General features: G+C 72.2%; 14 protein-coding genes. 9 read left to right on the forward strand and 5 right to left on the reverse strand.

The features are described from left to right. Nucleotides 1-26: 26 nt before the first annotated feature. The gene (locus RBJ65_RS01465) at nucleotides 27-2,318 is read right to left on the reverse strand and encodes a serine/threonine-protein kinase (RefSeq protein WP_306321196.1); all 2,292 of its coding nucleotides are present in this window, start codon (nucleotides 2,316-2,318) and stop codon (nucleotides 27-29) included. Between the two features lie 74 nt (nucleotides 2,319-2,392). After that, the gene (locus tag RBJ65_RS01470; protein ID WP_306321195.1) at nucleotides 2,393-3,265 is read right to left on the reverse strand and encodes an SDR family oxidoreductase; all 873 of its coding nucleotides are present in this window, start codon (nucleotides 3,263-3,265) and stop codon (nucleotides 2,393-2,395) included. A gap of 89 nt (nucleotides 3,266-3,354) precedes the next feature. Here RBJ65_RS01470 and RBJ65_RS01475 point away from each other — a divergent pair, with 89 nt between their 5' ends. Beyond that, complete coding sequence (locus tag RBJ65_RS01475; RefSeq protein ID WP_306321194.1) at nucleotides 3,355-4,107, forward strand: TetR/AcrR family transcriptional regulator; 753 nt, start codon at nucleotides 3,355-3,357, stop codon at nucleotides 4,105-4,107. Here the strand turns inward: RBJ65_RS01475 and RBJ65_RS01480 are convergent. Beyond that, nucleotides 4,104-4,505 carry a hypothetical protein gene (locus RBJ65_RS01480; protein ID WP_306321193.1) on the reverse strand — a complete coding sequence of 134 codons (402 nt, stop codon included), beginning with the start codon at nucleotides 4,503-4,505 and terminating at the stop codon, nucleotides 4,104-4,106. The two genes, RBJ65_RS01475 and RBJ65_RS01480, sit on opposite strands and share 4 nt — an antisense overlap. A 75-nt stretch (nucleotides 4,506-4,580) precedes the next feature. Here RBJ65_RS01480 and RBJ65_RS01485 point away from each other — a divergent pair, with 75 nt between their 5' ends. Genes RBJ65_RS01485 through RBJ65_RS01500 form a run of 4 tightly spaced genes read left to right on the forward strand, consistent with a single transcriptional unit; the run spans nucleotide 4,581 to nucleotide 6,619 of the window. Beyond that, nucleotides 4,581-5,420: a helix-turn-helix transcriptional regulator gene (locus tag RBJ65_RS01485; protein ID WP_306321192.1), complete on the forward strand. Its 840-nt coding sequence runs from the start codon at nucleotides 4,581-4,583 to the stop codon at nucleotides 5,418-5,420. Then, the gene (locus RBJ65_RS01490) at nucleotides 5,417-5,608 is read left to right on the forward strand and encodes a DUF397 domain-containing protein (RefSeq protein ID WP_306321191.1); all 192 of its coding nucleotides are present in this window, start codon (nucleotides 5,417-5,419) and stop codon (nucleotides 5,606-5,608) included. Before RBJ65_RS01485 ends, RBJ65_RS01490 begins: the two co-directional genes overlap by 4 nt. A 28-nt stretch (nucleotides 5,609-5,636) precedes the next feature. After that, entirely contained in the window at nucleotides 5,637-5,972 is a 336-nt protein-coding gene (locus RBJ65_RS01495; protein ID WP_306321190.1) for a hypothetical protein, read from the forward strand. Beyond that, a complete protein-coding gene (locus RBJ65_RS01500) occupies nucleotides 5,969-6,619 on the forward strand; it encodes a nucleotidyl transferase AbiEii/AbiGii toxin family protein (RefSeq protein WP_306321189.1) in 651 nt (216 codons plus the stop codon). The genes RBJ65_RS01495 and RBJ65_RS01500 overlap by 4 nt, the downstream gene beginning before the upstream one ends. A gap of 15 nt (nucleotides 6,620-6,634) precedes the next feature. On the opposite strand, the gene RBJ65_RS01505 is transcribed toward RBJ65_RS01500, so the two are convergent. After that, complete coding sequence (locus RBJ65_RS01505; protein ID WP_306321188.1) at nucleotides 6,635-7,804, reverse strand: acetyl-CoA acetyltransferase; 1,170 nt, start codon at nucleotides 7,802-7,804, stop codon at nucleotides 6,635-6,637. A gap of 169 nt (nucleotides 7,805-7,973) precedes the next feature. Between RBJ65_RS01505 and RBJ65_RS01510 the strand changes: the two genes are divergently transcribed. Together RBJ65_RS01510 and RBJ65_RS01515 are read left to right on the forward strand one after the other, a co-directional pair. Continuing rightward, complete coding sequence (locus RBJ65_RS01510; RefSeq protein ID WP_306321187.1) at nucleotides 7,974-9,185, forward strand: acyl-CoA dehydrogenase family protein; 1,212 nt, start codon at nucleotides 7,974-7,976, stop codon at nucleotides 9,183-9,185. Next, nucleotides 9,185-9,676 (forward strand): nitroreductase family deazaflavin-dependent oxidoreductase, encoded by a 492-nt coding sequence (locus tag RBJ65_RS01515; protein WP_306321186.1) that lies wholly within the window; start codon nucleotides 9,185-9,187, stop codon nucleotides 9,674-9,676. The genes RBJ65_RS01510 and RBJ65_RS01515 overlap by 1 nt, the downstream gene beginning before the upstream one ends. 86 nt (nucleotides 9,677-9,762) lie before the next feature. Here the strand turns inward: RBJ65_RS01515 and RBJ65_RS01520 are convergent, their stop codons facing one another. Continuing rightward, nucleotides 9,763-10,410 carry a TetR family transcriptional regulator gene (locus RBJ65_RS01520; RefSeq protein ID WP_306321185.1) on the reverse strand — a complete coding sequence of 216 codons (648 nt, stop codon included), beginning with the start codon at nucleotides 10,408-10,410 and terminating at the stop codon, nucleotides 9,763-9,765. Between the two features lie 163 nt (nucleotides 10,411-10,573). Between RBJ65_RS01520 and RBJ65_RS01525 the strand changes: the two genes are divergently transcribed. Further along, the gene (locus RBJ65_RS01525; RefSeq protein ID WP_306321184.1) at nucleotides 10,574-11,281 is read left to right on the forward strand and encodes a VOC family protein; all 708 of its coding nucleotides are present in this window, start codon (nucleotides 10,574-10,576) and stop codon (nucleotides 11,279-11,281) included. 205 nt (nucleotides 11,282-11,486) lie between these two features. Then, a complete protein-coding gene (locus tag RBJ65_RS01530) occupies nucleotides 11,487-13,919 on the forward strand; it encodes a PQQ-binding-like beta-propeller repeat protein (RefSeq protein ID WP_306321183.1) in 2,433 nt (810 codons plus the stop codon). Nucleotides 13,920-13,934: the final 15 nt, after the last annotated feature.

The raw sequence follows: 13,934 nt of genomic DNA on the forward strand, positions 1-13,934 counted from the left end.
ATTGTGGCGTGCGCGGCGTCCGTGGATCAGTCGCGGGTGAGGGAGGCGACCGTGCCGAGTGTCGTCCACGCGCCCGCCGTGCGGCGTTCGACCCAGACGGGGCGGGCGCCGGTGTCGGTGGGGCCGAGGGTGTGGTCGCCCTGGAGGCCGTTGATCCGTACGCCGGGCAGGGCCTGGGCCAGGTGGCGGCGGACGTCGACGGCCTCCGTGTCGTTCACCGCCCGCGCCCGGAACGCGGCGACGACCGCCTGCGCCGCCTCGTACTCCTCCAGTGCGCCGGGCCGTGTCAGGAGCGGCCGCACCCGTGCGCACCAGGCGGCCTCCTGCGTGCACTCGCCGGAGCGGAGCGGTCCGCTGGAGACGGTACGGAAGCGGTAGACGCCGTCCGGTACCGACGGTTCGCGGGTGCTCATGCCGGAGTGGAGGGCGCAGTCGTTCTCCCGGTTCGGGGCGAGGACGACGCGGCCCCCGTAGCCGGCGGCGCGCAGGGCCCGCACGTTCTGCTGCTGGTCGGTCTGGTCGGCGAGGTAGACGGTGTCGGGGCGGGCATCGGCGAGGAGGGCGCGCAGCTCGTCGGCCGGCATGGCGCGGGGCGGGACCGGGGCGGTCGTGTAGCGGCGGGAGGCGTCGCGGGTCTCGTCGAAGGGTTCGCGCGGGATCCGGGGCGCGGCGCCCTTGGTGACCAGGAGGCGCTTGGTGTGCAGCGCGGAGTCGAGGTACGCGGCGAAGTGCGTGCCGAGATCGGCGTCCGACTCGACGGGGAACCGGTTGGCCAACTCGCCTTTCGGCACCGTGACTTGGCAGGTGCGCAGGGCCGGGGTGGCGTTCATGAATGCCGGTGTGGCGGCCGCCGTGCCGATGAGCGCGACGACGTCCGGGTAACGGCGGGCGAACGCCTCCGAGGACATGGCCGTGGCCCTCGGCACGGCCACGGCCTCCAGCGGCAGCAGCCCCGCGTAGTCGTCGAGCGCCTGCTGGACCGCCTTCGTGTCGACGGCCGCGCCGCGCTGTGCGACCGCGATCCGGAAGGTGGGCTGGGGCCCGTCGAGGGGCCGGACGGCCGCCTGCGGCCGCGGCTCCTCCCCGCTCAGCGCGGCGGGCACGGCGACGCCTGCCGCGCCTACGCAGAACAGGACGGCGGCGCCGAGCAGCACCGGTCGACGACGACCGGAGGAGAACTTTCGGCGTGGGGCGGGGGAGGGGGCGGGGGTCGGCGTGGGTGTGGATGTGGATGTGGCGGGCGTCGCGGATGCGGCGGACTTCGCGGGTGCGGGTGCGGGTGCGGGTGCGGGAGCCGGGCCGGAGGCGGGAGCCGGGGCCGGGGCCGACCCGCCCGCGGCCGGAGCCGGGGGCCGCGCCAACTTCCGGGTGACCGGCGGCGCGGGCAGCGGCCCCGTGACGGCGGTCGGCGACGTCGGCACGGCGGCCGGACCCGTACCCCCGCTCCCGCCCGCCGCGGGTCCACCCGCAACCCGCTCCACGGCCTCGACCACGGCCCCCGCGTCCCGCGGCCGCTCCTCCGGCTCCTTCGCCATGAGGGAGAGCACCAACTCGTCTACGGCGCCGTCCACTTCGGGCCGCGCCCGGCTCGGCCGGACCGGCAGGTCGTGCAGGTGGTTGTACATGACCCCGGCGGCCGGACCGGTGAACGGGGGCCGCCCGACGAGGAGTTCGTACAGCACGCACCCCAGCGCGTACAGGTCGATGCGCCCGTCGCCCGGCTCCTGCCGGAACCGTTCCGGCGCCATGTACAGCACGCTTCCGATCGGCAGCGTGCCGGTCCTGGTGAGGCGGGTCGCGGCCTCCGCGCCCTCAAGGAACGCGGCGATCCCGAAGTCGAGGATCTTCACCGAACCGGGGTCGCCGGACGTGACCATGATGTTGGCCGGCTTGATGTCCCGGTGCACGATCCCGGCGGCGTGCGCCGCCGCGAGCCCGAGCGCCGCCTGCCGCGCCCACTCCAGGGCCCGCCCGACGGGCACCCGCACCTCGCGCCGCAGCACCTCGTGCAGCGACTCGCCCTCGACCAACTCCATGACCAGGTAAGGGACTTCACCGTGTCCCGTGTCGTCGGTCCCATGGTCGTACACCGTCACCACGTACGGACTCGACAGCGCGGCCACCGCCCGCGCCTCCCGCCGGAAGCGGCTCAGCAGCTCCCGCCGCTCGCCGGGCTCGATGTCGTCCGGAGGCGCGAACACCTTCACGGCGACGAGGCGCCGCAGGTCCTCGTCGCGGGCGCGCCACACCTGCCCCATGCCACCCGAACCGATGGCTTCCAGGAGCCGGTACCGATCGCTCAGCAGACGTCCCCGCACAGCATCCGACGGTAATTCCGGAATCTCTGGCTCGGCAGGGCCTCAGATGCCGCACGGATAACGGTTGCGTACCGCTAGCGCGACGGCTCGGGCGTCCAGGCGTGCTCCAGGAGCGTGGCGAAGGCGGCGGGTTCCCGGCCGGTCAGCTCGCTCAGCGTCGGGTCGACGGCGGTGAACTCGCCCTCGCGGGCGGCCGCGAAGATGCTCAGCATCAGGTCGACGACCGGCGCGGGCAGGCCGTGCGCCAGGCTCTGCTCGCGGAAGACGTCGTCGGGGACGACGGTGCGGTCGAAGGGGCGGCCGGTGACCCGCGCCGCGATCTCGGCGACGGCGTCGAAGTCCAGTGCGGCCGGTCCGGTGAGCGGCGGGGTGGGCCCCTCGAAGCGGCCCGGGTCGGCGAGGATCGCCGCCGTGGCATCGGCGAGGTCGTCGTGGCCGGTCCAGGCGACGGGGGCGTCGGCGGGCAGCGCGATGACGCCGCTGTGGCGGGCGGATTCCAGGAACCGCAGGGCGCTCGCCGCGTAGAAGCCGTTGCGCAGGGATGTCCAGGGCAGGCCGGTGGCACGCAGCAGGTCCTCGGTACGGGCGTGGTCGCGGCAGGCCTGGAAGCGGGATTCGTGGGCGGCGCCCGCCTGGCTCGTGTAGAGGATGCGGCCGACGCCGGCCCGTACGGCGGCGTCGATGGCGGTGCGGTGGCCCGCCACGCACGCCTCGCCCACGCGGTCGAGGGACACCAGGAGAAGCTGCTCGGCTCCCTCGAAGGCGTGCGCGAGCGAGGCGGGCTCGTCGAAGCTGCCACGTCGCACGCGGACGCCGCGGTCGGCGAGGTCCTGTGCTTTGCGGGGGTCGCGGACGCTGACGCCGACACGGTCGGCGGGGACGCGCTCCAGCAGGCGCTCGACGGTGCGGCGGCCGAGCTTTCCGGTGGCTCCGGTCACGATGATCACGGTGACACTCCTCGGGTGTTTCCGGTGGAATCACTAAAACGGTAACACTGGAAATAACGTCGGAAGCAAGAAGCCGATATCGTCGGAACATGCCTACGCGTGACACCACCGACAGCCCGCGCCACCGCATCGTCGAGGCGGCGATGGAGCTGCTGGAGAGCGGCGGACCCGGCGCGGTCAGCACCCGCGCCGTCGCAGCCGCGGCCGGAATGCAGCCGCCCGCCATCTATCGCCTCTTCGGCGACAAGGAGGGTCTCCTGGAAGCGGTCGCCGAGCACGGCTACGCGCAGTTCCTGGAGAGCAAACGGGCACGGCTCGACCCCGCGCCGCAGGACCCGGTGGAGGAGCTGCGCCGCGCCTGGGACGCGGTCGTGGAGTTCGGTGTCTCACGCCCCGAACTCTTCGCGGTGATGAACAGGTCCACCGGCCGGGGGGCGGACGCGGCGCACCGCGCGGGCCTGGAAATCCTCCACGGCCGGGTGCGCCGCCTCGCGGCCGGAGGATGGTTGCGGGTCGGCGAGGAGCTGGCCGCCCAGATCATTCAGGCCACCGGCCAGGGTGCGGTCCTCACCTGGCACGCCACACCCGCGGACCGCCGCGACCCGGAACTCCGTACCGCCCTGCGCGAAGCGATGGTCGCCGCCGTCACCCGCGTCGAACCGGCCCTCCCCGCCGCGGAGTCCGGTCCCGCGGTGGCGGCCCGGACGTTGCGTGCCGCGCTCCCCGACGAGCCGGACGTCCTGACCGACGCCGAGCAGAACCTGCTGAGGGAGTGGCTCGGGAGGCTGGCGGGCGACAGGCCTTCACCGCGGAACGGAATTCCTGGCTCAGAAGGGCCCTAGTGACACGTCAGTTGAGCGAGCAGCACCCCGTGCAGCAACTCCGCGTCCACGAAGTCCCCGGCGACCGGGGCGCCGCACCGCCAGCTCAACGGGTACGTGTTCCCGGTCGCCGCCGGAATCCCCACGTACTGGTCGCGCGGTGCCGGCCCGAAGCACGTCGCCCCCGGTGGCCACGTGTAGTGCTTGCTCTCGCCGGGTGCCAGCAGGAAGTACGTCCACCGTCCACCGGACAACTCCCGCACCACGGGCCCCGGATCACCGTCGGTGAGGCTGAGCAGATGGTGCAGCACCGCCTCCCCGCGTACGCCGCGCACCCGGATCGCGTCGAAGTGCACGCCGGCGAGGCGCAGTTGGAGCCCGGTACGGGGTACCCAGTCCGGGGCGTCTTCGCTCGTCATACCTCCGAGCATCGGCGTGGTTGCGTACGGTAACCAGTAGTTCGGCGAGTACGCCACGAGGATGTGGAGTGTGTCGTGACCGTTGTGGAACACCCTCAAGCGGACGTGATGGCGTCAATCAGTCCGGCCCGTCGCCACGTCGGCGAGCTGATCAAGTACTTCCGTACGCGCGCCGGCATGACGCAGAGGACCGCCGCCGGGCAGCTGCTCGTGTCGGTGTCGACGGAGAGCGCGTACGAGTGCGCGGAGCGGATTCCGACGTCCTCCTTCCTGGAGGACTCGGACCAACTCTGGGACGCGTGCGGGGCATTGAAGTCCTGCATCCCGATGATGGAGGAGGAGAAGTATCCGCCTACGTTCGTGGGATGGGTTCGGCTGCAGAAGAAGGCGGCCGTCATCAACGGCTACGAGACCATGCTCGTCCCCGGCCTTCTGCAGACCGAGGCGTACATGAGGGCCTTGTACGCATGCCGCGTGCCGCTGACGCCGGAGGAGCAAATCGAGAAAGACGTCCAGGCGCGACTGGAGCGGCAGGCCATCCTGCGGCGCGTTCCCGCCCCCAACTTCGGGTACGTCATTGAAGAGTCGGTGCTGGGGAGGGCGATCGGCAGCAAGAGCATCCTGCGTGACCAGCTCCTCCACGTGCTGGGCCTGATCCGGTCCATGGACAACCTGATGGTTCAAGTGATGCCGACAGGGCGGCAGTCGCACGCGGGCTTGCAGGGCTCCATGCAGCTGCTGAGCACCATGGAAGGGCGCCCGTACGCCTACGAGGAAGGACAGCTGGCCGGTAGGTTGATCGCGAAGCCCGAGGAGGTCGCCCAGTGCGTGGACCGATTCGGAATGCTACGAGCCCAGGCGCTCAACCCCTGGGAGTCCGCAGATCTGATCGAGAGGACGGCGGAACGGCTGTGAACACCCCGGAACTGGCCTGGTTCAAGAGCAGCTACAGCGGCAACGAGGGTGGCGAATGCCTCGAAGTCGCCACCCACGCCCACACCATCCACATACGCGACTCCAAGAACGACCCGGCCACCGGCCCCACGCTCACGGTCCGGCCGGAGGCATGGGTCGCGTTCGCCGGGTTCGCGGCGCAGGCGTGACGGCCTCGGGCCCGCGATACTGGACGGCATGACCGAGCCCAGGAGCGACGCCGAGCTGTACCGGATCAAGTTCGTCCGCCGCCTGCCGGAGAGCCTGGCCGAGCTGGCGGGGCCCGAGCACGGTGTCGTGGACCTGCCGTCGCACGTGGCTTGGTCGGGGGTGACCTCGTACGACCTCGACCAGCCGCGCCAGCGCATGGCGCTGTACAACACGGTGCTGCACGAGGGGATGCGCGCAGATCTCGTTGCCTACCTGAACCGAGACTTCCTGATCGCCCAGTGGCCGATTCTGCGCAAGCTGGCCGGACGTACGGTGCGCGGTGTCTGGGAGGAAGCCTTCCCAGAGCTTAAGGACGCCCTGTGAAACTGCCTGACCTGCACGCCCGGCTCTTGGCCGACGTCATGGACATCGGGTCGCCGTACCCCCTGGTGCTGACGGGGGGCTACGCCGTACAGGCGCACGACTTGGTGGCCCGCCCCAGCCAAGATCTCGACGTCGCGACCGAGAACCCCGCTCCGATGGTCGACATCGTGGCTGGTCTGCGAGCGGGGCTCGAAAAGCGGGGCTGGCAGGTGGCGGAGATCGAGGTCGCGCCGCTCTCGGCGCGCCTGACCGTGACCGACCCGGTTATTGCCGCCGTGTGCGAGGTCGACGTTCTGAAAGAGTGCTTCTACCGCCCGCCGGTGTCCACGGCCTACGGCCCGGTCCTCGCCGAAGAGGACGTGATCGGAACGAAGATCCGCGCTCTGGCCGAGCGGACTGTCCCCAGAGACCTCATCGATGCCTACGCCGCCGGCCAGCGGTGGACGAACGAGGACCTGGAAGCCTTCGGGCGCAAGCATGCCCGCGAGTACCTGGACCTGGAAGGCCTGCACGAACACCTTGTCGGAGCCGAGTGGTTCGACGATGTGCACTTCGAGGCGTACGGCCTCGACACCCCCACCATCCACGCCCTCCGCACCTGGGCCCAGGCATGGGCCGACGACCTCGCCGAGCGCCTCCACGAATAGGGCTCCAGTCCCACCTCATCCCCGCCCCAACACCACCGTCCCCGCCGAACAGAACCACCCGCCCGTCCCCGACGCCACGGCGAGTTGCGGCAGGGAGCCGTCCGGGCGCCGCACCTGATGCCCGCCCGCCTCGCCCCGCAACTGCCGCGCCGCCTCCACCAGGAGGAACAGGCCGCGCATTCCGGGGTGTTGGGCGGAGAGGCCGCCGCCGTCGGTGTTGGTCGGCAGCTCGCCGTCATGGAGCAACCGGCCCTTCTCGACGAACGCGCCGCCCTCGCCCTTCGCGCAGAAGCCCAGGTCCTCCAGGGTCACGAGCGTCATGTACGTGAAGGCGTCGTAGATCTCCGCGATGTCGATGTCCGCGGCGGTGACCCCGGCCCGCTCGAAGGCGAGGCGGCCGCTCACCGCCGCCGGTGACACCGTGAAGTCGTCCCACTCGGACATCGTCGTGTGGGAGACGTGCTCCCCGGCACCCAGTACCCACACCGGAGGCTTCGCGCAGTCGGGCAGCAGGTCCTCGGCCACGAGGAGCACCGCCGCGCCGCCGTCCGAGCGGATGCAGCAGTGCAGCTTGGTGAACGGGTCGGCGATCATCGGGCCTTCGAGCACGTCGTCGACCGTGATCGGGTCGCGGAACATGGCGTCCGGATTGCGTCCCGCGTTCGCGCGCGCCTGCACCGCGACCTGTGCCATCTGGTCGAGCGTCGTGCCGTACTCGTGCATGTGTCGGCGGGCCGCCATCGCGTACTTGGCGATGAGGGAGTGGCCGTACGGGACCTCGAACTGGAGCGGTCCGCGCGCCCCGAAGGAGAGGTTCGATGTGCGGCGCTTGGCCTTGATGTCGGCGCGGGCCGTGGAGCCGTAGACGAGGAGGACGGCGCGGGCGTGACCCGCCCGGATCGCGTCGGCCGCGTGCGCCGCCATCACCTCCCAGGTGGAGCCGCCGACCGAAGTGGAGTCCACCCAGCGGGGTTTGAGGCCCAGGTACTCGGCGACCTCGACCGGCGCGAGGGTGCCGAGCCCGGCCGATGCGAAGCCGTCGACGACGTCGGGGGTGAGCCCCGCGTCGGCGAGTGCCCGGCGGGCGGCCTGGGCGTGCAGGGCGTAGGGGGTGGCTTCGTCGACGCGGCCGCAGTCGGAGAGGGCGATGCCCGCTATGGCGACCTTGCTTCCGGCTTCAGTCATGCGTGCCTCCGCCTCCAGTCATGCTTGCCTCCGGCTTCAGTCGTGCGTGTTCCGTCCTCAGCAATGAATCTGACGGTACATCAGATGCGGAGTCGTGGAGGAGTGTGCGTAGCTCTGGGCATCCGGCGGTCGTCGTCCTAACATGACGCCCCGTCAGAAAGGGGCCCACATGGACGCCAGGTTCACTGAGGAACAGCAAGAGATCCGCCGTACCCTGCGCGAACTCGCCACCAAGCGCTGCACCCCGGACGACGTCAAGGCCGCCACCCGTACCCCCGTCGGCCATGACCCCGCCCTGTGGAGCACCCTCAGCGCGGAGCTCGGGCTCCCGGGGCTCGCGCTGCCCGAGGAGCGCGGGGGAGTGGGCGCTTCGGTGCTGGAACTCGCGCTCGCGGAGGAGGAGTTGGGGCGGGCGCTCGCGCCCAGCCCGCTGCTCGCCACCAGCGGCCTCGCGGCGCCACTGATCTCCGCGCTCGGCACCGAGGCCCAGCGCGCCGCGCTGCTGCCGGGCATCGCCGATGGCGCCCTGACCGCGACCCTCGCCGTGCCGGGCACCGGGCTCGCCACCGCGCTCGGCCTCGTCGCCGACAACGTGGGGGACTGGGCGGGCGGCGGGCGCGCCGGCGGCGTGCAGGCCAGCCGCACCCAGGACGGGTGGCGCCTCTACGGGCAGGCCGAGCAGGTACTCGACGGGCACAGCGCGGGGCTGCTCCTCGTCGCCGCCCACACCGGCGGCTTCGCCCGCTCCCGCACCCTCCTCTTCCTCGTACGCGAGGACGCCGCGGGGCTCGTCCGCGTACGGCAGACGGCCATGGACGAGACGCGGCCGCAGGCGCGCATCGAACTGCGCGATGTCGACGCCGAGTTGCTGGGGGAGGAAGACGGTGACGTGAACGGGGCGCTCGCTGCCGTTGGCGACACCGTCGCCACGCTGCTCGCCGCCGAGGCCGTCGGCGCGGCGGACCGGGCGCTTGAGCGGACCGTCGAGTACGTCAAGGAGCGGGAGCAGTTCGGGCGGCCCGTCGGGTCGTTCCAGGCGGTCAAGCACCGGCTCGCCGATGTGTACGTACAGGTGCAGGCGGCGCGTTCGGCCGCGTACTACGCGGCGTGGGCCGCGAGCACCGAAGGGGAGGAGCGGGTCGGCGGGCTCGCGCTCGCGCAGGCGCTGGAGGCGCTGCGGACCGGGGCCGGGGAGGCCGTGCAGCTGCACGGCGGCATCGGCTTCACCTGGGAGCACGAGGCGCATCTGTATCTGAAGCGGGCCACCGGCGACGAGCTGCTGTTCGGGCCCGTGCACCTGCTGCGGGACCGGGCCGCGCAGGCCGCCGAGCTGTTCGCGCCGGACGCGGAGCCGGGGCCCGGACTTAAGGTGGCGGTGTGATGGCGCCACCAGGGATCAAGCTCGTGCAGAAGGTGTCGTCCACGCGTGCCTTCGCCCGCGTCGCGCCGCACGTCATCCCCGCCCTCGACCGTGCCGTGCACCGGCTCAGCGGCGGAAAGGTGCTGCTCAGCGCGCAGATGCTGCCGGGGGTGATCCTCACCGTGCGGGGCGCGAAGAGCGGGATCGAGCGGCGTACCCCGCTCGCCTGCATGCCCGAGGAGGGGGCGGCGGGGAAGGAGTCCTGGCTGCTCATCGGGTCGAACTTCGGGCGGACCGGGCACCCGGCCTGGACGGCGAACCTGCTCGCGCACCCGGATGCCGAGATCAACTGGCGCGGGGCGGACGTGCCCGTGACGGCCCGGCTGCTCGCGGACGGTGAGCGGGAGCAGGCGTGGGAGGCGGCGCTGAAGTTCTGGCCGCCGTACGCCACGTATCAGCGGCGGGTGGAGCGGGAGATCCGGCTGTTCCGGCTGGAGCGCCGCGCGTCCTGACCGGTTTGGACGGTGAACTGCACCAGCGGCGGCTCACGTTGCACCACGCGAACCGCCGCTGCACGACAGGACCAGAGAAGAACGAACTACTTCGTGGGCTTCTTTCCGGTCACGCCCAAGTGCACCAACAGGGCCAGATTCGGCTTGAGTTCGGCCTGCTTGACGCCCCAGGTCTGGAATCCCCTCTGGTGCGAGGCGACCGCCGCGAGCATCGCGACGAGCGAACCGGCGACCGCGGCCGGGCTCACGTCCTTGTCGACCTTGCCCTTGTCCTGAAGGTCCTTGACGGCGTCCGCGAGGGAGTTGTTCACCGAGTTCAGGATCTTCATGCGGAGCTTGTAGAAGCGCTTGTCGCCCTCGGCCGCGCCGAGGTCGACGACGCGCAGGATCGCGTCGTTCTTGCGCCAGAACTCCAGGAAGCCGTCCACGAGTTCCTGTGAGGTGGTCCAGCCGGCCTTGCCGACCCAGGAGCGGTCGGCGACCAGTTCGGTCAACCCGGCGCCCTCGGTGGCCACTTGGTCGGCGATCTCCAGGACGGCGCCCTCGACGTCCGGGAAATACTGGTAGAAGGTCGCGGGCGAAGTGCCCGCCTTTCGCGCGACATCAATGACTTTGACGTCCCGATAGGGCGAGGAGCTGAGCATCTCGCCGAGGCAGTCGAGCAGCTTCTGACGTGTTGCCTGACCACGCCGTCCGGCCACGCGGCCGTCGACGGTCCGTACTTGTCCTGTCATGCCGTCAGCTTACCGAGGGGTGATCGGAGCGCGATCTGGCCGACTGCAAATGGGGTTGGGGGTCCTGGCCTCCGGTCAAATGACGCGCCGTGACCGGCGGGAATTGGCCAAACGTTCGAATTTCAAGTACGGGGTGCCTGGTGCCCTGGCTAGCGTGGCGCGCATGATTCCCGCACGGGCTCCGCTGTTTCCCGAAGGGGCTCCGTGCTGGGCCGATGCCCGGCTCGCGGACGTCGAGGCGGGCAAGCGGTTCTACGGCGACCTCCTCGGCTGGACCTTCGACGAGGGCGCGGGCGCCGAGCGCGCCTACTACACGACGGCCTACAGCCGGGACCGCGCCGTCGCCGCCCTCGCCCCCGCGGGCCGCGGCGCCCAGTGGCGGGTGCACCTCGCGGTGCGCGACGCGTACGCCGCCGCGGAGCGGGTCTTCGCGGCGGGCGGGCACATCGTGGCGGGGCCGCTGCCGGGCGGGACGGAGGCGACGGTGGCGCTCGCGCGGGGGCCGGAGGGGGCGGCGTTCGTGCTGCGGCAGGCGGGGAGCCACCGGGGGTTCGAGCGGGTGGGCGGGCCCGGAGCGTTCCGCGGCGCCGAATTGCTGACACCGGACGCCGCGGTGAGCGAAACCTTCCACGCCTCCGTATTCGAGGAGGGCGCCTTCGCGGGGGCGGTCCGCCGCAGGGTCGTCGACGCGGGGCCCGGGTGGTTCCTGCTGTACTTCGGGTGCGCCGACGTCGACGTCACCGCGGCGGCCGCGGCCCGGCTCGGCGGGCGGGTGCGGACGGGTCCGCACCCCACCTCGTACGGGCGGGGCGCCGTGATCGAGGATGATCAAGGGGCGGTGTTCGCGGTGTGCGAGCAGCCGGAGCACTGAAGCGCGAGGGCCAAAGCACGCGGGCCCAGGCCCGAGAGCCGGGTGAGCAAGGGGCGAATATCCCTAGACATCCCGTTTTGACCCGAGGTTCGCAACTGAGGGCCGGGACAGGAAGAATCGGGGTGCGTGCCGCCGGGGCGCTTCGGTGGTGAGACGCTGACGGGGGCCGTAAGTGCGGTGGCCCGTACGGGGAGGTGGCAGGCAAGTGGTGGATCAGCTGACGCAGCACGATCCGAGGCGGATCGGTCCGTTCGAGGTCCTTGGACGGCTCGGCGCGGGCGGCATGGGTCTGGTCTATCTGGCGCGCTCGGCATCGGGCCGACGCGTGGCGATCAAGACGGTGCGGACGGAACTCGCCGAGGACCAGCTGTTCCGGGTCCGATTCACGCGTGAGGTCGAGGCGGCCCGGGCGGTGTCCGGTTTCTACACGGCCGCCGTCGTCGACGCCGACCCGCGCGCCGCCGTGCCCTGGCTCGCCACCGCGTACGTACCGGCGCCCTCCCTCGAAGAAATAGTGAACGAGACCGGGCCGCTGCCGGCCCAGGCGGTGCGCTGGCTCGCGGCGGGTGTGGCGGAGGCGTTGCAGTCGATTCACGGCGCGGGCCTTGTGCACCGCGACCTGAAGCCGTCGAACGTGCTGGTGGTCGAGGACGGCCCGCGCGTCATCGACTTCGGCATCGCGTCCGGGGTCTCCAATACGCGGCTGACCATGACGAACGTCGCCGTGGGCACCCCCGCGTACATGTCGCCCGAGCAGGCGAAGGACTCGCGGAGCGTCACGGGCGCGAGCGATGTCTTCTCGCTGGGGTCGACCCTCGTCTTCGCGGCGACCGGGCACGCGCCGTTCCACGGGGCCAACCCCGTCGAGACCGTGTTCATGCTGCTGAGGGAGGGGCCGGACCTGGAGGGCCTCCCGGAGGAGCTGCGGCCGCTGCTCGAAGCGTGCATGCAAATGGAAGGGGCCCAGCGGCCTTCGCCCGCCGACCTCCAGGCGCAGCTCGCGCCGCATCTGTTCGGTGCGGGCAGCGACGACAGCGGGACCGCGTCCGCGTGGCTGCCCGAGCGGTCCGTGGCGCTGATCGAGTCGCGGCGCGGGGGCCGTCCCGCACCGAAGCCGCCGACGAACCGGGCGCCGGGTACGGGTGCGGCGAACGGTGGCCCGGCTGGTCCGAACGGTGGCCCGGCTGGTCCGAACGGTGGTCCGGGTGGCGCTCCCATTCCGGCGATGCCCTCGCAGCCGCCCGCCCCGCCGCAGTCCCCGGTCTCCTCCGACGGGTGGCGGCACTCGCCGCAGCCCGTGGGGCAGAGCCTCGTCGCCGACGGGCCCGTGCACCTCGCCGGGGCGCAGGTGCCGATCGGCCCGGGGCCGCGCGTCGCCGACGCCCGTGCCGCCGCCGTGAAGGCGCCGCCCGCCGAGTCCGGCCTCGCCGGCTCCTGGTCCCGCGCCAAGCCCGCCGTGAACGGCTCCCACGAACCCGTCGTGCCCGCCCCCTCCGTCGCCGAGGGCGCGGCCGCCTGGCGGCCCTGGCGCTTCCGCATGTCGAACGACGTGTGGGGCACGCCCGCCGTGGCGGGCGACCTCGTCTACGTCACGTCGTTCGAGGTGCACGTCCTGGACGTGGCCACCGGGCGGCGCCGCTTCAAGACCCGCGACGTCGCCTGGTCCATGGCCGTCGCCGACGGCCGCATCCACGCCTCCGACGGCCCCACCCTGTGGGCCCTCGACGCCCGCGACGGCGCCGACCAGTGGCGCATCCAGACCGACGCCTGGGTGTACGCCCTCCAGGCCGACCGGGGCACCGTCGTCACCGCCACGCGGGGTGGCGGCGTCCAGGCCCGGGAGGCCGCGAGCGGCGACATCCTGTGGGAGATCACCGGCTGCCAGACCGACTTCGAGGCCGCCGAGGCCGGGCCCGTCCTGCACGAGGGCACGGTCTACGTATGGCAGGACGCGCGGCTGCGCGCCCTCGACGCCCGTACGGGGGACGAGCGCTGGTCGTACCCGATCGGCGACGCGGCCTCCTGCGGAGGCGTTCCGATGCGCCTGACGCCCGCGTCCGACGGCTACGTGTACGTGGCCGCGGGGACGCGGGTGCTGGCGGTGGACGTCGCGTCCGGGCACGTGCGGTGGCACTTCGAGGCGCCCGCCGTGTTCCTGAGCGCGCCCGCCTTCGCGCCGGGCCCCGCGGTCACGGGTGGCGGCGTCTACCTCGTCGACCACCTCGGCACCGTGTACGCGCTCGACGCCACGGACGGCCGGGACCGCTGGCGCATCGCCACGGAGGCGCGGCCCTCGTCGGTCGACCCGGTCCTTGTCGCGCAGGGACACGTGCACGTCGGCAGTGGCCAGGGCCTCTACACGCTCGACGCCGTGACCGGCACCCCGAAGTGGCGCTTCCAGGCGGGCGGCGAGATCGTCGGCGCGCCCGTGGTCGCGGACGGCCGCATCCACTTCGGCTCCACGGACCACCTCCTCTACACGCTGAAGGCCGACGACGGACGGCTGCGGTGGAAGCTCGCCACGGGCGGCGAGATCACGGGGACGCCGGTCGTGCGGGACGGGGTGGTGTACGCGTGCAGCAAGGACCGGTGCGTGTACGCGTTGGACGCGGAGAAGGGGACCGGGACGAGTCGGTAGGCGTCGGGCCGGTGG

The sequence above is a fragment of the Streptomyces sp. KL109B genome (assembly GCF_030766935.1).
In the GTDB taxonomy this organism is placed as follows: Bacteria; Actinomycetota; Actinomycetes; order Streptomycetales; family Streptomycetaceae; genus Streptomyces.

Bases quoted from the DNA above. Each gene is read 5' to 3' on its own strand.
- RBJ65_RS01475 (WP_306321194.1), top strand. From the start codon at position 3,355: ATGCCTACGCGTGACACCACCGACAGCCCGCGCCACCGCATCGTCGAG.
- RBJ65_RS01480 (WP_306321193.1), bottom strand. From the start codon at position 4,505: ATGACGAGCGAAGACGCCCCGGACTGGGTACCCCGTACCGGGCTCCAA.
- RBJ65_RS01495 (WP_306321190.1), top strand. From the start codon at position 5,637: ATGACCGAGCCCAGGAGCGACGCCGAGCTGTACCGGATCAAGTTCGTC.
- RBJ65_RS01505 (WP_306321188.1), bottom strand. From the start codon at position 7,804: ATGACTGAAGCCGGAAGCAAGGTCGCCATAGCGGGCATCGCCCTCTCC.
- RBJ65_RS01510 (WP_306321187.1), top strand. From the start codon at position 7,974: ATGGACGCCAGGTTCACTGAGGAACAGCAAGAGATCCGCCGTACCCTG.
- RBJ65_RS01515 (WP_306321186.1), top strand. From the start codon at position 9,185: ATGGCGCCACCAGGGATCAAGCTCGTGCAGAAGGTGTCGTCCACGCGT.
- RBJ65_RS01520 (WP_306321185.1), bottom strand. From the start codon at position 10,410: ATGACAGGACAAGTACGGACCGTCGACGGCCGCGTGGCCGGACGGCGT.
- RBJ65_RS01525 (WP_306321184.1), top strand. From the start codon at position 10,574: ATGATTCCCGCACGGGCTCCGCTGTTTCCCGAAGGGGCTCCGTGCTGG.